The 18295-nt window shown below is 62.6% G+C and carries 12 protein-coding genes; 4 read left to right on the top strand and 8 right to left on the bottom strand.

All coding sequences use genetic code 11. The features are described from left to right. Positions 1-17 precede the first annotated feature (17 nt). The 5 genes from casB to WDB66_RS01190 all read right to left on the bottom strand — a co-directional run bounded on the left by casB (position 18) and on the right by WDB66_RS01190 (position 6827). Positions 18-536 carry a type I-E CRISPR-associated protein Cse2/CasB gene (gene casB / locus WDB66_RS01210; protein WP_339396600.1) on the bottom strand — a complete coding sequence of 173 codons (519 nt, stop codon included), beginning with the start codon at positions 534-536 and terminating at the stop codon, positions 18-20. Further along, a complete protein-coding gene (locus WDB66_RS01205) occupies positions 533-2095 on the bottom strand; it encodes a hypothetical protein (RefSeq protein ID WP_339396599.1) in 1563 nt (520 codons plus the stop codon). Before WDB66_RS01205 ends, casB begins: the two co-directional genes overlap by 4 nt. Continuing rightward, the gene (gene cas3 / locus WDB66_RS01200; protein WP_339396598.1) at positions 2088-4634 is read right to left on the bottom strand and encodes a CRISPR-associated helicase Cas3'; all 2547 of its coding nucleotides are present in this window, start codon (positions 4632-4634) and stop codon (positions 2088-2090) included. The genes WDB66_RS01205 and cas3 overlap by 8 nt, the downstream gene beginning before the upstream one ends. A 627-nt stretch (positions 4635-5261) precedes the next feature. Then, complete coding sequence (locus WDB66_RS01195) at positions 5262-6203, bottom strand: tyrosine-type recombinase/integrase (protein WP_339396597.1); 942 nt, start codon at positions 6201-6203, stop codon at positions 5262-5264. A 312-nt stretch (positions 6204-6515) separates the two neighbouring features. Further along, entirely contained in the window at positions 6516-6827 is a 312-nt protein-coding gene (locus WDB66_RS01190) for a hypothetical protein (RefSeq protein WP_339396596.1), read from the bottom strand. A 1070-nt stretch (positions 6828-7897) separates the two neighbouring features. Here WDB66_RS01190 and WDB66_RS01185 point away from each other — a divergent pair. Further along, positions 7898-9172, top strand: a complete 1275-nt coding sequence (locus WDB66_RS01185) for a M12 family metallo-peptidase (protein ID WP_339396595.1) — start codon at positions 7898-7900, stop codon at positions 9170-9172. A gap of 140 nt (positions 9173-9312) precedes the next feature. Here the strand turns inward: WDB66_RS01185 and WDB66_RS01180 are convergent, their stop codons facing one another. Then, positions 9313-12921, bottom strand: coding sequence for a class I SAM-dependent DNA methyltransferase (locus WDB66_RS01180; RefSeq protein WP_339396594.1), 3609 nt, complete (start codon positions 12919-12921; stop codon positions 9313-9315). 158 nt (positions 12922-13079) lie between these two features. Between WDB66_RS01180 and WDB66_RS01175 the strand changes: the two genes are divergently transcribed. From WDB66_RS01175 to WDB66_RS01165, 3 genes are all read left to right on the top strand, one after another. Beyond that, complete coding sequence (locus WDB66_RS01175; RefSeq protein ID WP_339396593.1) at positions 13080-14000, top strand: LysR family transcriptional regulator; 921 nt, start codon at positions 13080-13082, stop codon at positions 13998-14000. Positions 14001-14104: 104 nt separating this feature from the next. Continuing rightward, positions 14105-14809: a pirin family protein gene (locus tag WDB66_RS01170; protein ID WP_339396592.1), complete on the top strand. Its 705-nt coding sequence runs from the start codon at positions 14105-14107 to the stop codon at positions 14807-14809. 216 nt (positions 14810-15025) lie between these two features. Beyond that, complete coding sequence (locus WDB66_RS01165) at positions 15026-15562, top strand: outer membrane beta-barrel protein (RefSeq protein WP_339396591.1); 537 nt, start codon at positions 15026-15028, stop codon at positions 15560-15562. Between the two features lie 164 nt (positions 15563-15726). Here the strand turns inward: WDB66_RS01165 and WDB66_RS01160 are convergent, their stop codons facing one another. Continuing rightward, positions 15727-17301 carry a phospholipase D family protein gene (locus tag WDB66_RS01160; RefSeq protein WP_339396590.1) on the bottom strand — a complete coding sequence of 525 codons (1575 nt, stop codon included), beginning with the start codon at positions 17299-17301 and terminating at the stop codon, positions 15727-15729. A 227-nt stretch (positions 17302-17528) separates the two neighbouring features. Then, positions 17529-18218: an outer membrane beta-barrel protein gene (locus tag WDB66_RS01155; RefSeq protein ID WP_339396589.1), complete on the bottom strand. Its 690-nt coding sequence runs from the start codon at positions 18216-18218 to the stop codon at positions 17529-17531. Positions 18219-18295 lie beyond the last annotated feature (77 nt).

Raw genomic sequence — 18295 nt, 5'->3', positions numbered from 1 at the left:
CGTACTCCTTGAGTGAATCAGTCTTTATTGGGCAGGTGGCGATAGAAGGTTTCGGCGACACGTCGATTGATGCCGTCGCGCTGGGCTCCATCCGTCGTGAGGAGGAATCGGGCGGCTTCCACAAGGTCGAAACGTTCCCCTTTGGCAGCGAGAAAGCGCACGGCACTCATGAACAGCTCTGGGCGTACGGCGTCAGGCGCAGACAGCAGTCTTTCCAGTCGACCCTCGGAGAAACCGCTTTCAGCCAGAGCCTGGCCAATGCGGCGCGTCGGCGTGTGGGTGTCATGGCCCAAGGTCGCCATGCACCACGTAAGAAGCAGCCAGGCCTCGGTGCGGCTTTCTGGTGGCAGTTCTTCGTTGGCGTGGCGCAGCCACAGCCGATAAAAAGCCAGAGGAGCAGGCTGATTCATCGACCAGCGGCGCAATGCGGCACGATCTCCGGCTGGATAGTGGGGGTTCCCAATGACGGCGGCCAAGCGCGCGACGGTGGAGGCCAAGGTGGAGTCCTGTGATGGAACGAAGGGTTGTGCGCTCATACAACTTTCTCCAGAGGTTCAACACGTCCGGCGGCCACTCGGCCCGGTAGTGGCAGTGGCAGGCCGCCCTTGCGCAACATGCCGCGCCAGGCGCTCTGCGATTGGGTAAGTGCCCGCCAGCGACGATTCGTAGGCAGCGGCAGGTGCGTGCTGCCCTCGTCCAGCAGGGCCTGGCCTGCATCAACGAGACGTTGCTGCCAGTCCACTCGAACAGTGTCATGTGACTCCTCGACACCGCGCCAAAGCGTGGAGAAGTAGAGCAGATCCCATTGCTTGCCAAATTGACTCCGCACGGCCTTGACCCAGCTTGCAACGCGCTTGAAATCCAGCCTATCCGGGGCTGCTTCCGTCAGCACCGTCAGCGCGATTCCCAAGGCACCCTGCACGTCCTTCGCATCGCTCAGGAGCTTCTGGGCCAAGTGCGCCAGCGTGTCGCGCTTCTCGCGATTAAACAGGGCCATGCGGGCTTGCGGAGGAACAGGGAGTTCGACACGATGGAACCCGTCGGTCTTGCAGTTCCCCCCGGACAAGACGCTAGCCACCAACCAGCCATAGGAGTCGGAGGATCCCGGATCAAGAAGCCCTGTGGATCGTTGAATGCCTTGCTTGAATATCAACTTGCAAAGGCGTTCGGGCGTGAAGCCAGGGCTCGTAATCGTTAATGCCGTCCCTTCCGTGGTGATCGGTATCCATGGGTCGCCAACATCGCCTTTATGAGACTCCTTGGGACCGATTTGCCGGGCCTTGGTCCCCGCTTGTAGAGCCACGATTCCGTCTGTCAGCTCCTCATACCGCAAGCGAACCAGCCGAGGGGCTTCGACAAACCATGGATCAAGATCACTCAAGAAGAATTGGTGCTTGCGATGATCCCACGGACGGAGCCATGTCAAGACAACGCCTGTCGCGTTGTAGCCATAACGTGCTTCAAGAATACTTCCACGTATCCGCCGAAGCTCACTGACCTCATCGAGAAACCGCTGAGAAGGATGCAGGTCCCGAACCCAAGAGACGATTGGCCGACTGCCGGATCCGCTATTCATCCTTGCAATTCCGTTCAGCGTGCCACCACCGCCTCCATAGGGGGAAATGGTTTGGCGAGTCGTTATTGCATAGATCCAAGCCTCTGGTTCGTCAGCTCTAATCCTTGCTGATTTGACGTCGTGGTTCTTAGATGTGAAGAGCACGTCGAACTCGTCAGGAGCATCGGCGCAGGGTTTGAAGTTCGCTCCGTGGCAGTCCGGGTGCTGCAAAAATGCTGGTTTGGTGACGTCCTCCACCACCAAGTGCCATGCCTCGGCCACACCCTCGGCGAGATCCAGCAAGCCATCACGCCAGTAAGCTGCATCCGTAGGGAGCGCCTCGGTCGGTCGGCGCGCTTGGATGCTGGCCGCTAGTTGCACCAGGAACACATGCCAAGGATCGGCCTGATGGGCACGAAGGCCTGTGTAGTTCTCAACCTGGCCCGCACTCAAGGAAGCCAAGAGTTCGGGCAGGCTCACGTGCCGCACGCCTTGTGCTGTGCGTACGCCGATCAGAGGGTCTTTCAATAGGTCATGCATCATCTTTCTCCAGACCGATACGGGTATATCTGAAGCTCGTCTCACCAGCTGAGAATCGAAAACCTTCGTTGATCTCATCGGCGTGGATGGAGTCGGGCAGATCTTTGTCGTGCAGCCAACGTGCGGGAATGGAGACGCGTTCGATCAACGCACCGAATGGTGAACGTATGGCTCTCGCCAGAGGCAAGTCATAGGTGGGGCTGCCCAGCCGGGTGAGGATGCGTTCGCTCTTGTCCGCGTAGTGCAGTTCACCAAAGGGCTGATCATCAAGGACCGAACGAAGGGCTTGTCGCACTTCGCCAAGTTCCTTCCCTTCGATGAAATGGCCATGGCTGAGCCAAGGCTCCGGTAATTCTGCGAAACACTCGGGGTGTGTCGTGCGCTCGATCAGATCGCGGGCCTGCTGGGGTAGGTGAAGGTCCGAGTTCTTACGGAGAGCCTGCCAAGTCAAGGCCAACACGCGCCCATCGGCGTACACACTGCCCAGTCCAGCAGGCCCACGGAGCGTGCCGTCCTTCATGAGATAGGCAGTGAGCTCTTGCTCCGGGGTGCGAATCAGCACGCGTGGTATTTCGAAGCCGAAGGGGCGTTGCGAGCGCTCGTGGCGATGCAGTCGACCAAGGCGCTGGATCAGCACATCCATGGGGACCAAGTCTGTCACCAGCCAATCGGCATCGATGTCCAGACTTTGCTCCAGCGTCTGCGTGCCGATGAGCATGCAGGGCCCGTCGGGCGACCCTTTGCCTAATCGTTTGGTAACCGCCACGTCCATCAGTTCACGATCCTCCCGCGCAAAACGGCCATGGTGAGGACATCGCGCGCCATCGAGCGCAAATAGCGCCGGAAGCAGTTCTGGATGGCCTTGATTCAGGACGTGTTCAATGCCCTGAAACAGCGTATTGGCGCGCGCCACGGTGTTGCACACCACGAGGATTCGCGCACTTTTCTGTAGTGCATCGATCAAACGAGGTATCAGTGCCTCGTCGCTTGTGAGTGTGGGGGATAACTCCACTTCGATGCTGCGGTTCCGCATCGAGGGCATCGGCCAAGCATGCTTGCTTGCCGACAACAGCGGGTAAGGACGCTGCAAGGCTTGATGCAGCGGCACGACAGGCCGCTCAAAGTAAGTAGAGGCTGCTGACTCACCCAAGGTCGCGGACAACAGCAACGCCCAGCCACCACGCGCGAGGTGCCCACGCAGCAGCGCCTGCAACACCTCGCGCATGTATGGGTCGGACGCGTGCACTTCGTCCACTACGAGCAGGTGGCGATCCAGACATACTGATCGCAAGAGACTGTGCTTGACCTGCAGGACCGACAGCAGCGCTTGGTCGATGGTCCCCACCGCGACTGGTGCAGCCAGAAAGCGTTTTGGACGCTCGGCAGACCACAGCCGCTCGCGACGTCGATCTCGCGCGTTGTCGTCCCAAAGCGTACCCGTCGGGTTGGCGAGTAAAGGAGCAGCAACGTGACCGTCGACTTTCACGTAACCTGGGGCGGCAAGCAGCACTGGCCCCGGCCGATGGTCGGCCTCGAAGGCTGTCGCAATGGCACGCAACACCCGGTCGTAAATCTCGCGTGCAGCAACACGGGTGGGCAAAGCGAAGTAGAGCCCGTCTACGCAGCAATCGGCATAGAGTCGAAAGAACCAGGCCAGCGCTGCCTCTGTTTTCCCCGAACCCGTATCGGACTCCGCGAGCAGCAGCCGGTTGTCTGCGTCTGGAGCGATTCGCTCGGCCAAAGCGGACTGAAGCGGGGTAGGAGTGAACGGGAAAACAAGCTCGAACGACTTTGAATGACGCGATTCGGGCATCGAAAGACCGATGGCACGCAAGGCCCTTAAAGCTTCATTGGCGGCGAATGCGAAACGGTCTTCCGAGATGGCTTGGCGATAGGGAAAAAACTGCGTGTCCGAACCGACCCAGTCAGCCAACATCACGAGCCCAGCAAATCGTTGCTGCAGCGCAGGTGTGGCGTCAATCACGGGGCCGCCCACCTCGAAGGCGCCGGGGAAGTACCGGCGTGCCGCCTCCGCCAGTTCGTCGAGGGCCTCCATCGGATCGTAGCCATTGGCGGCCGCCCACCACTTCGCAGAAGAGCGTTCAACGCTGGATGCATGATAATCATCCAACGATACTGGACGACCATGATGCGAGATGCTCGCCACCAGCATTTGGAATGCCTGCTCCTCAGTCGCAAACCAACCGCAGACGTCTTTCATCAAATCGGCCCATGCCGGACGCCAGCGATCTTGCTGGTCCATAAGCACAGCCAGCGCCTCCAAGACGTGGCCAGCGGTATCTCTTGCATGCGGCTCGGACTTCGCTTGAAACCCCCGGTTGCACTTGCCGAAGTCGTGAAGAAAGGCGATCACGGCCAGACGCCTTAGCAACCGTGGCTCCTTTGGCATCAATCCCAGATCAGTGCGCGAGGCCTCTATCAATGCTTGGAAAACTATGGCGACATCGACACAGTGATCCACAAGCGGATGCTTTTGTCCCGCAGAAGAGCATTTCCCCCATGGTGCTGAGCCTGACATTCCGTGCCTCCCTTTTGGCCTGAAGGTCACCTTCTACAGTACCCGGATCTCAAATCCTGAGACACGAGCTAACGGAATCCATCGACTGAAAGTATGGGCGCGACAAAACAGAGGGGGAGCCACCCTCCGGACTCCCAAGCAGTGTGCCGCCCGAGATTCACCAAACTTTGACAAGTAGCTTATCCATGGACACTGGCGCAACCCGCACCCATGGCCAGCCGTTGAATCAAACCATGCAGATCGGTCGAAACATCAGCGTCTTATGGGGCATGGCGTGTGAGTGTGGCTCCGATGATGGACTCAACTTGTTGCAATTGTTTTCCTTTGGAAACAGGAAGATAGCCATTGGGAGCCGCCCAGTGGAGCACTACTGGACCAGGCCGAAGCAGCATCAACCCGGCTGGCGCAAAAGGAGAGTGGCCAAACGTTGGCGCAATCCAGGTGCGGTGGCCCGGAGGTCTGGCTTGCTGCAACGGCAGGCGGGGCTTGCGCGGGAGCGCGCGGATGAGTCTTCTGCTTCACTTGAGACGCGTGCTTCAGGTTGACGCAATGCAGGCTGGCTGCCGCAAAACGCGGCAACCGGCTGGCTCATCTTCGGCCAGCCGGCTGCCCTGCTACCGCGATCAATCATCGATTGCGGGCTTGCTCGCGGTAACTGCCGACATAGTGCGAAACCACATCCTCCCGGCTGTGGCCCAGAAGCTCGGCCACTTCCAGCCTGGCGAAGCGCAGCTTCTCCGGGTCCGCCGGAAGTTTTCCACCGCGCACGGGTGATGGCGTCTGGGCGAGCTTTTCGAATACATCATTCGCAAGCTCGTGTCGCAGACCATGGGGCGTGATGCCGTGGGCACGGGTGATCCCTGCTTTCCTCATAACCCGGTAAAAGTGCGCCCGTGCCTCTTCCAGACCGCGCGCAGGATCGAACAGCGATTCGTTGAGGCCGACGCGCAGCTTGGCCCGCTCCAGCACTTCTCGCTTGGCCTCACTGTCAATGGGAAGATTGCGAAGACGGCCATTCTTGGCACCGCGCTCCACCTCGAGCCAGAGCTTCTTGTCATCGTGATGCGGTCGCATCATGCCCGCCTCGTTCACTCGCAAACCAAAGCGCCAGGCCAGCTCCAGGATCAGCGCCACACGATCATCGATCCTGTGCACTTCCTCCAGCTTGGCCGCGATGTCTACGCCCTTCGCCGTCCAGCTTTTGTCCTGCTTATTGATCGTCGTTCGCCGAACCGACTCCTCGGATTTCACGTACTTGGAGCTGGTTTCGATCATTCCAGGCTTGGCGATCCAGCCGCAAAAAATCCGAAAGATCGAGATGCGATTCTGGAGCGTCGCGGGTGCGATTCCCTGCTCTTCCCAGTGCTGCGCCAGAACACTCATATGAGTGCTGCGGAAGCTGCGTACGCTATCCAGGCGGTAGCCCAACTGCCTCAGCTCGGCGAAACCAAGATAGAGGACAGCCTGGCGCTTGCGCTGTGTTGCCAGGCTAGCCTTGGTCCCGATCTGCTTTGCGCGACAGTTCTTCGCGATGATCTCAGCCAATGATGCTTTCCATCCTTTCGACATGATCCTCTCCTCAGTCCTGGGTTCGTATTTGTCGTGGTGCGCGGTCCGGGCCAAAGCCCTGGCAATACCTCAGCGATGATGTGCAACCGTCACCGTGATTTCTCACAAGTGCCGGCTCCTCCATTGGTCGGAGGCTCCGTCAGGAGGCGGGGTTTCGGCTGCCCCAATTTCGTCACGAATCCGACTGGCCGTAGCGCTGTCCACCTGCCATCAGTGGATACGGCCATCGTGTCCCGACGGTGCGGCGACTGTCTTTCTCAGCCCACCGCACCGGGCCTTGCGGCATGACACAGGTGTCGGTTCGTGGCCGGCTCAGCTGTAGAAGTCGTGCCCGTATTCCTTCGCGAATACGTCGATTTCCGGAATCCTGCTTGCCGCAATCAGCATGGCGCTGGCGACAATCATCAGTTCCGGCCTGCCCTTGGTGATTTCCGCAACCTGCTTGCGGACTGCCTTGAGCGAATCAAACGCCTCGGTCGTCACCGGCACTTTCGCCACGTCGCTCGGTTCAACGGGCACCAACTCCCTTCCGTTGTATTGGTACAACTGGCCGCGCTGCAGGCGAGATTTGGGCCTGCTTCCGTCCATTTCCTGGTCACTTGCCTGGATCGGTTCGTTGCTCATTTCGTTCTCCTTTCGCGGTGGTTTTTCGTTGCATGTGATGTGGTTCGCTTGCGTTTTCGTTTACCCACGTTCGCCTGCAAATACGGCAGGCACGGCGTTGGTTGCCGCTGGCAAGACACGACTTGAGAGCGATGACCGGGACGGCCACCGAATGGAGACAAGAGCGCGGGCAATCAGCGCGCGATGGCGCAAAATGCCTGGCTTTGGGGCGGGAATGACAACGCATCGCGGCCGAACAGCGTTCGACACAGGAGTTGTCCAAGGGAAGAAAAGCCTATTGCGGCATGGCCGCTTCAGCTTCGTCGGCATGACTGCCGTGGGGAGAGTGCCACCACCTTGCGGTGTCGTCCGGGGAGGGGTGTGGCGTGCCCGGACTGGAGCCGCATTCGCGGCGAAAACTTTTTGCGTCACTCCATGATTCTGTGCGCACGGGAATCTGGAGCCGGTTTGGACCCTACCTCATCCGCGCGCTCCCGCGCAAGCCCCGCCTGCCGTTGCAGCAAGCCAGACCTCCGGGCCACCGCACCTGGATTGCGCCAACTTTTGGCCACTCTCCTTTTGCGCCAGCCGGGTTGATGCTGCTTCGGCCTGGTCCAGTAGTGCTCCACTGGGCGGCTCCCAATGGCTATCTTCCTGTTTCCAAAGGAAAACAATTGCAACAAGTTGAGTCCATCATCGGAGCCACACTCACACGCCATGCCCCATAAGACGCTGATGTTTCGACCTTTTCTTCTTTCATTGCGACAGGAATCATGGTGCTACGGGAAAACAATGGAGTTCATGAATATCAATCATTTGTGATCCGCACCGGCTAGCCGGTGCGACAAAAGTGCTACGCGACCGCGTGCCGCACCACAAGCATGACAGCGCCCGCCGGGACCGCAGCATAACGGACGAAGCGGCAACCCGACCCGTTTCATCACGACCGCTGACAGCGAAAAAATCCGATCCGGCACAGGTGCGCGCAGGTCGGTGCGGTGCGCGAATCCGGGCGAGCAGCGTCTGTACCGAATTTGCATCGACGTCCTGCATGCACTTTCATGGGCGCGGGGAAGCTACGGGGAACGAAGATGAAACTCTTGCCATCGGTGCGCCTGCACCTCGCGTGTATTGCCGTGTTTCTGGTGTTGGCGCTGCCTGCACCAGCCGCTGCGGAGCAGTTGCTGCGCGCCAATAATGCCGGCCTGCATTGGGTCGACAACGTCCGCACTGCGGATCGGGAAGCCTCAACCGTGCTGCGACTGAACACGCCTGATGGCCGGGCGCTGGACATGTCGCTGGAAGTGCAACTGCGGCTGACGCGTGATGCAACGCCCCATGTGGCGGCGGTGCGTGATGGCAGGACGCAGGTTTTCACCGGGGAAGTCGCCGGACGGCCCGGCAGTTGGGTGCGGCTGACGCGCATCGGCGCGGCGTGGCTGGGCGCGGTGCACGATGGCGAACAGGTCTGGTTCCTCGATCCGGCCAGCCACCATCCAGGGCTGGCCTCGCGCCTCGGTGTGGATGACGCCGCCACGCTGGTCTACACCTTGGCCGATCTGGCGCAGCCGCTGGATTTCCATGGAGACACGGCGCCCGAAGATTTCCACGACGATACGGTGGCCGGGCATTCGGCGCACCTCGCGGTTCCAAACACATGGATGCCATCGGTGCCGCAGGGCAGCACTGGTCGGGAACTGCGCATCACGCTGGTGCTGGATACCGAGTTCCAGCAGCTTTACCCCGACGCCGCCAGCGTGGCGGTGGCCGCGCTCAATGTCGCGGACGGGTTCTACGCCGAGCCGGGGCCGCATGCCCACCCGAATACGCGCTTGCGCCTGCATCATCTGGTGGCGCTGGCCGACAACGGGCCGCTGACGATGACGGCGTACTCTCAACTGCTTGATGCCTTCACAGCTTTTGTCCCGGACCAGAACATCCCGTTCCACGGCGTCGCGCACCTGTTCAGTGGCAAGAATTTCGATGGCAGCGTGGCGGGTTTTGCATGGCTCAACGCGCTATGCAGTGCGACACATGGCTACGCGATCAACCAGATGACCTTTGCCGGCGGCGGCAGGGCCACCCTTTTTGCACACGAGCTGGGGCACAACTTCGGCGTCAGGCACGACAATGAGATCAACCTCTCCATCGGCATTACGTCGGCGTACGTCAACCAATACTGCAACTTCCCGCAATTCATCATGTATCCCAGTATTTCCGGGAGCAATCCGGCCACGGAGTTCTCCCCGTGCAGCGATATCTGGTTCGACCACTTCATCCCGCAAGGCCAAAACCAGCAATGCCTGACGCCGCTGGGTCTGCCGTTTGGCGACGGGTTTGAATTGAACGTGCTGATGCCGCAGTGAGGCGGGTGCGCGAACGCGGTGCGGCCCACCGCGTCGTATCCCGCCTGCGGTCATGCTTCCTCCGCCGGATGCCATGTGTCGGGGTTCGCATGCGCTCACCGCCGACCTATGTGGCAAATGACGGCTTGTCCGGGGGTTTCCTAGGTGCCGGTGAAGTGGTCGCCTTCCTGCTGGGCACGGCCGAGGGCGACGAGCATGTCGAGCAGTGTCGGCAGGCGCTTTTTCCAGGCGCCGCGTGCGGTGAAGCGGGCGGCGATGTCATCCAGCGACAGCGGCACGGGGCTGGCGCTCAGCAGGTCGGCGACGGCGCGCACCTGATCCACGGTGTCCCTGGGCCAGGGTTGCGCCTTGACTGCGGCGGGTGCCGCCGGTGTGTCCTGCGCATCGGCTGATTCCTCGTCCCCGCCCACCGCGATGCCCTGTTGTTCGGGCGCGGGCGAATCCGGGTTCTGGAATGCCGGGCGCAGCCAACGCACCACGCCGCGCGCTTCCTCGGCGGCGCGTTCGGCGTTGAGCGCGACGAGGCGTTCGAGCACGGCTTCGTCGAAGGCGCGCTTGGCGTCTTCGCGGGACTGGCCTTCGAGTGGTGCATCGTTGCCGTGGGCCACGCGCAGCAGCGGCAGCAGGTCGCCCCAGCCGTAGGCGTGGAGCACGGCTTCGTCGAGTTCGTCGTGCAGTTGGCGCAGAACGGAGACCAGGCCCTGTTCGTGGAGGGTGCGCTCCTTGGCGGTCAGCACCTCGCCGCTGCGCAGCTTGTCGAGCACGTTGTACATGCCGGTCAGGGTCAGGCCGGGATGCGCGGCCTGCTGGCGCTTGCGGTGGGCGTCGAGCTGTTCGGCGAGGTTGCAGATGCGGTCGGAGGGGTATTCGCCGATCGTGCTGTATTCACCGGGGCGGCCGTTCTCGTCTTCCAGCGCGTAGGTGATCGGGCCGCCGAATTTGTCGGCGGAATGAAGATCCGGAAAGGGAAACGCATCGAAGCACGCGGACTTGTTGTAAACGGGGTCGTTGCCAACGCCCAGCCGCGCGCCCGCCGCAAGGGCCCACACCGTATGAGGCGATGAGGAAAGGACGCCAAGCGTCGCTGCGTCATCCGACGCAATGGCGATCAACTTGTCGTCGGGAAGTATTTCTTCGTCGAGAAAAGTAAACGTGCGGTGCTTGCTCGTTTGAACCGTCGCGATGTAACGACGCAGTCCGGCAATTGCTTCCCGCATCTTGGGCTGGTTCTCACCGAACAGCCACCAATTCTCTCGGCGGCTCGCTCGCGGGTTGTGGTCGCGCTCTGGCTTCACACGTTCAAGCAGCCATTGATAGACGGCTGGAAACTGATTTCGAACCTGTTCCGCAGTAAGCCCGTACATGTCGATGACACGCACTCCCCGCGGGTTCTGCATGAGATCGCGACCGTTACGGTACGGGCGAAGACGTCGATCCAAGCTTGGAACCGAATTCAGCCCCAATGCGATCGCCTGATTCTCATCCACCGTCATTCCTTCGCCGTGCGGAATCACGCCACGATTGCTGATACCGAGATTTGCTCGCAACTGAATAGCAGCCGCCACATTTGCGCCCACCTTGAGGTCCGCATACATGCGGCCACGCCTGGCATGCAGGACCACGGCAACTTCGCCATCCCCCTGCTCGCGTTCGGATACCACTTCTTTCAGCAGGGCCTCGGCAGTTCCACCCTTAGCCACCGTCATCGCAATCCGCACCGCCGCCCCATCCGCCGTATCCACCCACGGATGGTCTGGAATCGCGAACACCAGCGACAGCGGCTGTTTCTTGTCGGCCAGGTGCGGCTCGATCACGCGGCGGTTGAACGACTGCCGGATCGAGTTGGTGGTGATGAATCCGAACCGCTCCGCTGCACCGCGACGGGTGAGTTGCGCCGCGTGGTGCCACCAGAACATCACGAAATCCGCCGATTCCGGAACCTCCGGCCATGCGCCGCGCAACGCTTCCACGTATCCATCGCCGAGCGCGGTGCGCATTCGCTTGTTGCCAATAAATGGCGGATTGCCGACGATGAAATCCGCCTCCGGCCACGCCGCCTTGCGCGGGTTCAGATACTTCTCCACGGGCTTGCGCGCCGCTTCGTCCGGCACCTTCTCCCTGGTCACCGGCGAGACCTTCATCGTCTCCCCGTCCCAGCGCGTCACCGGCACGCCGCGTTCGTCGGTGACGTATTCCACGCCGTCATGCGCCAGCACCGCGTCGCGGTTCTCGATATTGCGGAAATCGCGGATCACCGGCTGCGGCGGGTGCACGTCGCCACGGGTGCGGAAGTGCCATTGCAGGTAGCCGATCCACAGCACCACTTCGGCAATGGCGGCGGCGCGCGGGTTGAGTTCGATGCCCAGCAGGTTGTGCGGGTCCACGGTCTCGCCGGCCATGGCGTCGGCGCGTTCGCCGTCCAGGGCCAGGCCGGTCTGGCGGTATCCGAGTTCGTCCAGCGCGTTGAGCACTTCGCCTTCCAGGCGCTTGAGGTGTTCCAGCGTGACGTACAGGAAGTTGCCCGAGCCGCAGGCGGGGTCGAGCACGCGCACGGTGCACAGGCGGTGGTGGAAGCGCTTGAGTTCGGCGATGGCGGCGTCCGCCTTGCCCTCGTCGGCCAGGGTGCCGGCGGCGGCCTGGGCGTCGCTCCATTCGCGCCGCAGCGGTTCGATCACGGTCGGCAGCACCAGGCGTTCGACGTAGGCGCGCGGGGTGTAGTGGGCGCCGAGCTTGTGGCGATCCTTCGAACTCAGCGCACGCTCCAGCAGGGTGCCGAAGATGGCCGGCTCCACGTGCTGCCAGTCGGCGCGGGCGGCGTCGAGCAGCAGCGCGATCTGGGCGGCGTCCAGCGGCAGGGTCTCGGGCTGCTTGAACAGCTTGCCGTTGAAGCGCAGCACGTCGCCGGCCAGCACGGCGGAGAAGCCGCCTTCGTCCATGTCGCGCCAGAGCTGGGCGAGCATGCGCATGGCCACGTCGGGCTGTTCGGCGTGGCGCGCCAGCAGGTCGCGGAAGCTGTGCGCCGGCAGCAGCTTCACGTCCTCGGCAAACATGGTGAACAGGCAGCGCATCAGGAACTGCGCGACCAATTCGGGCGCGTGGTCGGCCTGTTCGAGGCTCTTGGCGAGCTTCGCGAGGCGGTCGGCGATCTCGCGAGTGACGCGGGCGGATTCGCGGCTGGGGTCCAGGCCCAGCGGGTCGGTCCAGACCCGGCGCAGGCGCTCGCGCAGTTCGGGGCGGCGCAGCTCGGCCAGCGCGATGCGATGGCTGCGCGGGTCCGGGAACGGCACGTAGGTGCCGCCGGAGCGGCTGAATTCGGAATACAGCTCGATCCGCTGGCCCACGTCCACCACCACCACGAACGGCGGCCGGCCTTCTTCGGCGGGCAGCGCGCGGGCATAGGCCTCGGCCTGGCTGCGGGCGCGCAGCAGGGCGTCGTCGAAACCCTTGGTATGCGCGCCCAGGCGCAGCTTCTTCGACTCCAGCACGAAGGCGCCGCGGCGGTACAGGTCGATGCGGCCGGCGCTGGTGCTGCCATCGCCGTGGCGGAAGGTGATCGGGCGCTCGAACATGTAGTCCTGTTCGGGCGTGGGGTGCGGCACGTCCACGCCGAGCAGGCGGCACAGGTCGATCAGGAAGCTCTGCGAGGTCGAGAGTTCCGAGGCCGCAACACCCTGCCAGCGGGCGATGAATTCCTCGGCGCGTTGCTGCCCGCTGTCGGGCGCGGCTGCGGCGATGTCTGCTTGCTCCACGTAGGCCCCCTGCCCGCGAATGCCAATGCTCGGGAAAGGATACGCCAAGCGCCGGCTGAACCGCTGGCCGCCAGCGCTGATCCACACCGCCCCTCCGCCTTGCCGTCACGGCACCGCAGCGGGAACAATCCCTGCACATTGCGTGAAAGGAGCGGTGGATGGATCGGATCGAGTGCATGCGGGCGTTCATCGAGGCGGTGCGGGCCGAGAGCTTCGCCGGAGCGGCGCGCACGCTGGATGTGCCGCGTTCCAAGATCAGCAAGCTGGTGAAGGATCTGGAGCAGTCGCTCGGGGTGAAGTTGCTGATGCGCACGACGCGCAGCCTGCACCTGACCGAGGCCGGCACCGCGTTCTACGAGGACGCGCAGGAAGTGCTGGCCGCGCTGGAAGAGGCCGAGGAACGCGCGCGCGGCACCCTGGGCATCCGTGGCATCGTGCGCTGCAATGTGCCGGTGTCCTTCGGCATGCGGGTGCTGGCCGGGCTGGTGCCGCGCTTCCTGGAACGCTACCCGGATATCGAATTGCAGGTGTCGCTGACCGATCATCTGATCGATCCGGTGCGCGGCGGTTTCGATGTGACGATCCGCATCGCCGACCTGGCCGATTCCTCGTTCGCCGCGCGCCGCATCATGCCGGCGCCGCGCAGCCTGGTGGCCTCCCCCGCCTATCTGGCACAGCGCGGAACACCGCAGGCGCCGGACGATCTGGCCGATCACGCCTTCATCAACTATGGCTGCCTGCAAAGCGGCATCACGATCCAGCTCACGCGCGGCAAGGAGGTGCGGCGGGTGCGCACTCGCGGCCCGGTGATGGCCGACAACGGCGATTTCCTTGTCCAGATGGCCGACGCCGGGCTCGGCATCGCGCTGGTGCCGGACTTCATCGCCGCCGATGCGATCACGGCCGGAACACTGGTGCGGGTGCTGGAGGACTGGAGCGCGCCGCCGATCGCGGTGCATGCGCTGTTCCAGCAGACCCGCAGCATGTCCTTGCGGCTGCGGCGTTTCATCGATTTTCTGGTCGAAGAGCTGGGCGAGGAACTGGGCGAGGACTGCGACGACCCCGCGATTTCGTCCTGATTGGTGTCATTCTGGAAACAATGAATGAAGGATTTGCCGGTATTTGTAAAAAATCCGGCCACATAGACTGCCGGGCAACTTCTTCATTGCAGGCAGGAAACGCCATGATCGAACACCGCTCTTTTGCAGACCTTGGTGGAGCCAACCACGGCTGGCTCGATGCCAAACACCATTTTTCCTTCGCCGGATACCACGATCCCGAACGTATGCACTGGGGTGCGCTGCGGGTCTGGAATGACGACACCATCCAGCCCGGCACCGGCTTCCCGCCGCATCCGCATGCCGACATGGAAATCATCACCTATGTGCGCGAAGGCGCGATCACGCACCAGGACAGCCTGGGCAACACCGGCCGCACCGGGGCCGGTGATGTGCAGGTGATGAGCGCCGGCAGCGGCGTGCGCCATTCCGAATACAACCAGGAGCCGGGCGTCACCCGGATCTTCCAGATCTGGATCTTCCCCGACCAGAAGGGCGGCGCGCCCTCGTGGGGCGCCAGGCCCTTCCCCAAGGGCGAGCGATCGGGCCGCTTCGTCACCCTGGCCAGCGGTATCGCAGGCGATGAGGACGCGCTGCCGATCCGCACCGACGCGCGCGTGCTGGGTGCCACACTGAAAGCCGGCGAAAGCACCGAATACCGTTTCGCCGGCCCCGGCCGCTACGGCTACCTGGTGCCGGCCAAGGGCAAGGTGGAGGTTGACGGCGTGACGCTGGAAGCGCGCGATGGCGCCGCGATCAGCCAGCTCGACAGCTTCCGTATCACCGCGCTGGAGGATGCCGAACTGGTGCTGGTGGATACGGCGGGTTGAGGCCGCGGCCATTCACGTCGTATTGCACGCGTTATCCCGTTGGCGGGTTCCTGTTCACACAAAAAGCGCGTGAACCACTCACCCCCGCTCGCCTCCTGTTTCTTGATTGTTGCTGAACCGGAAACACTGAGTATCGCGGGACTGCCTTTGTACCGCTATATTCGGCCCCATCTTTCTCGCGAGCGATATCTGCTTTGTTCAAAGGATAAGGAAACCATGAAAAATAACACCCCACTGACCGCTTTCCTCCTCGCTGCCGCCCTGGGCACGCTTTCCATCGGCGCGCACGCCGCCAATCCGACCGGTTTCTATGCCGGCGCCGGCGTGGGCCAGTCCATGGTCGATGAATATTTCATCGATGACGAGGACACCGCGTTCCAGGTCTTCGGTGGCTACCAGTTCAACCCGCACTTCGGGCTGGAAGCGGCGTACAGCGATTTCGGCGATATCGATCTGCGTGGCGCTTCCGGCCGTATGAAAGCCGACACCCTGTCACTGGTTGCGGTCGGCACGCTGCCCTTCACCGACAACTTTTCCGGCTATGCCAAGGCCGGCGTGCACAGCTGGGATGCCGACTACCGCAACCACAGCATCGTGAGGCCCGCCAGCGCGGATGGCACCGATCCCACCTACGGCCTGGGCCTGCAATACCGCTTCAGTGACACCATCGCGCTGCGTGGCGAGTACAGCCGTTTCGAGATGGATGACCTGGACATGGATCTGGCACAGATCCAGATCCGCTTCGATTTCTGAGCTGCGCGAGCATTGATCCAAACAGGGCCGGCCCGGCATGGGTCGGCCCTTTGCGTTGGGCGCAGCGAAATTCGTGTCGATCCGCAATCACACCCGCGGCTGTGGATCGCAATACACGTCTTGAACAGAAAAACCGTCCGCCCGTACCGCGTCAGGCTTCCTGCTCAAAGCAGCCATTCGATCGGCAGCAGCGCGAAGAACGCGACCATCGCGCGGCGCCAGCGCGTGGTGCCCGGTTCGGTCTCGTGCACGGTTTCGGTGCCGTCGCCATGGCGTTCGATCCAGCGCAGTTTCCCTGCGTCGGAAAGGCGCAGCTCGTAGGCGATCAGCGGCGTGGCGGCATCCAACCGCGCCGCCATGCGTTGCGCCAGTTCCGGGCTGTCGATGACGAAACCCAGCTCGGTGTTCAGATGTGCCGAGCGCGGATCGAAATTGAACGAGCCGATGAACACGCGCCGCCCGTCGGCGGTGAAGGTCTTGGCATGCAACGACGCGCCAGAGCTGCCGATCACCGAGCCGGCGCGCTCGTCGCCGCTGGCCTCGCGCCAGGACAGGCTGCCGGACTGATGGCGCAGTTCCCACAGCCGGATGCCAGCGCGCAGCATCGGCTTGCGGTGATCGGCGTAGCCGGCGTGCACGATCGGCACATCGGTGGCCTCCAGCGCATTGGTGATGATGTCCAGTTCCACGCCGCGCTGCGCCATCGCGATGAAACCATCCACGCCCTTGCTGGTCGGCACGAAGTAGCCGGACACCAGATGCAGGCTGTGCTGCGGGTGCTGCAGCAGCCGGTCGATGCGGCTGATCAGCAGTCCTTCGCGCGGCGCCTTGCCCAGCGCCTTGGCCGGATCGTCGCTGACCATGCGCACCGGCGCCCAGTGGAACGGCAATTGTGCGCGCGCCAGTTGGGTCACAAATGGCAGGCGCTGCAAGGCCTGCACATAGCGCTGTGCCTCGGCGCGCTGCTGCAATGCCAGCGCTTCGGCTCGCAACGTATCCAGCCGTTCCGCGGGGACCGGCGCCAGGATTCGTTCGGCCGGATACGACGACGCACTCTCCCAGTAGCGGTCGAAATCGCGTGACACCTCGTCCACCACGTCACCGACCGCAAGCACGTCCAGATCGAAGAACAGGCTGCCATCACCGGCACCGAAATATTCGTCACCTATATTGCGCCCGCCGATGATCGTGGCCTGATTGTCAACCGTGAACGATTTGTTGTGCATGCGCCGGTTGAGGCGGAAGAAGTCGGTGACATAGCCGACCCAGCGCGGCCAGCGCAGCACGAATGGATTGAACAGGCGCACCTCGATATTCGGGTGTGCATCCAATGCCGCCAGGGTGTCATCCAGCCCGAGCGTGGTGTTGTCATCCTGCAGCAGCCGCACCCGCACCCCGCGATCGGCGGCCGTGCGCAGTTCGTTGAAGAGCAGTGTCCCGGTGATGTCGCCGTGCCAGATGTAGTACTGCGCGTCGATGCTGCGCTCGGCGCCGCGTGCCAGCAGCACACGCGCGGCGAAGGCGTCCTGACCGTCATCGAGCAGATGCAGTCCGGACAACTCCGGATGCCGGGCTCGGCTGTCGGCCAGCGCCCGCCCAATCGCGGTATCGGCGGTATCCGGCAACGCCTGTGACACCGTTCGCCCCTCCAGCGAGGGCAACGGCGCCCACAGACGCAGCGCGAGAACCAGAGCCAGCAGCACCAGCAACAGGACAACAAAGATCTTCAGCCACCTCACCCCGCCACCTCGTTACCGTCCTGAGCACGCCGGACCGATGATCAAAGGTTACCGCCGCAAGGTGGCATCGTCGCGGCATAGTCCACCCAGACACCGGCAATCGCGCAGGAGCACACCCGCAGAGGGCGCGAAACGATGCGCAATCGTCAGCCCCCATCACGCCCCCTGCGAACGCGCATCTGCAACCACAACGCGAAGCCACAACGCGGCGAAGAACGCGCCCTGGCTCAGCGCCCGAAGCGGACAGCCAGATTGAGCGAGGTCACACCGACATCGAAACGGCCATTGGTGTCTTCGGCATCGAACCCGAAGCGCTTGCCGATGCCCTGATAGCGATCATGATCCAGGCGCAGATCAACCGATGGCGTGACCCGCCAGTTCAGGCCCAAGCCGAACCCCGGAACGGTATCGTCACTGCTGTGGGAGAAATCCGGGTACTCGTAGATCGTGGTGTTGAGCTGGAAATAATCCTGACTCGCGTTGAACATCCCGGCACGCACGCTGGCGGAAAATGTCGGCGAAAACTCCCACTCGTAGAACGCAGAAATCCCCCAGGCCTCAAGGTCGTAATGACCATCGACCAGGAAATCCGGCGAAGGCTGCATGATGGAAATCACCCTCATGTGGTACCGGCTCACCACCGAACCCAGATCCACGTATGAGGCCTCCAGCCCGAAACCGTTGCCGAAACGGTAACCGGCAAACAGCTTCCAGGCCGTATCCGAATCATCCACCAGGTCGGCTGAAAGCAGCTCATACCCGGTGCTGCGCGCCAGAGCGTTCTCGATCTGGCCGACGAGCCCACCGGAATGGCGGGCATGGCCGCCACCGCCACCCACGTAGAATCCCGGATCAGCGGCGAATGCGCCCGATGAGAATCCGAGGGTCACTATCAACATCGCTTGCTTCATGTTCATTTCGACCTCCATCCATCCGTGGATACAGCGCTGGACTGGAATCATTCCTGCCAGCAGCCTGCATCAGTGCGGCGAAC

This window comes from Denitratimonas organivorans (assembly GCF_037478135.1).
GTDB lineage: Bacteria > Pseudomonadota > Gammaproteobacteria > Xanthomonadales > Xanthomonadaceae > Denitratimonas.
The sequence above is the reverse complement of the archived record's forward strand: the minus strand, read 5'-3'. Positions and strand labels throughout refer to the sequence as shown.

What these genes read in the sequence shown, in the direction of transcription:
- cas3 (WP_339396598.1), bottom strand. Translation starts at nt 4,634, where the DNA reads ATGTCAGGCTCAGCACCATGGGGGAAATGCTCTTCTGCGGGACAAAAG.
- WDB66_RS01190 (WP_339396596.1), bottom strand. Translation starts at nt 6,827, where the DNA reads ATGAGCAACGAACCGATCCAGGCAAGTGACCAGGAAATGGACGGAAGC.
- WDB66_RS01205 (WP_339396599.1), bottom strand. Translation starts at nt 2,095, where the DNA reads ATGCATGACCTATTGAAAGACCCTCTGATCGGCGTACGCACAGCACAA.
- WDB66_RS01165 (WP_339396591.1), top strand. Translation starts at nt 15,026, where the DNA reads ATGAAAAATAACACCCCACTGACCGCTTTCCTCCTCGCTGCCGCCCTG.
- casB (WP_339396600.1), bottom strand. Translation starts at nt 536, where the DNA reads ATGAGCGCACAACCCTTCGTTCCATCACAGGACTCCACCTTGGCCTCC.
- WDB66_RS01175 (WP_339396593.1), top strand. Translation starts at nt 13,080, where the DNA reads ATGGATCGGATCGAGTGCATGCGGGCGTTCATCGAGGCGGTGCGGGCC.
- WDB66_RS01195 (WP_339396597.1), bottom strand. Translation starts at nt 6,203, where the DNA reads ATGTCGAAAGGATGGAAAGCATCATTGGCTGAGATCATCGCGAAGAAC.
- WDB66_RS01170 (WP_339396592.1), top strand. Translation starts at nt 14,105, where the DNA reads ATGATCGAACACCGCTCTTTTGCAGACCTTGGTGGAGCCAACCACGGC.
- WDB66_RS01185 (WP_339396595.1), top strand. Translation starts at nt 7,898, where the DNA reads ATGAAACTCTTGCCATCGGTGCGCCTGCACCTCGCGTGTATTGCCGTG.
- WDB66_RS01155 (WP_339396589.1), bottom strand. Translation starts at nt 18,218, where the DNA reads ATGAACATGAAGCAAGCGATGTTGATAGTGACCCTCGGATTCTCATCG.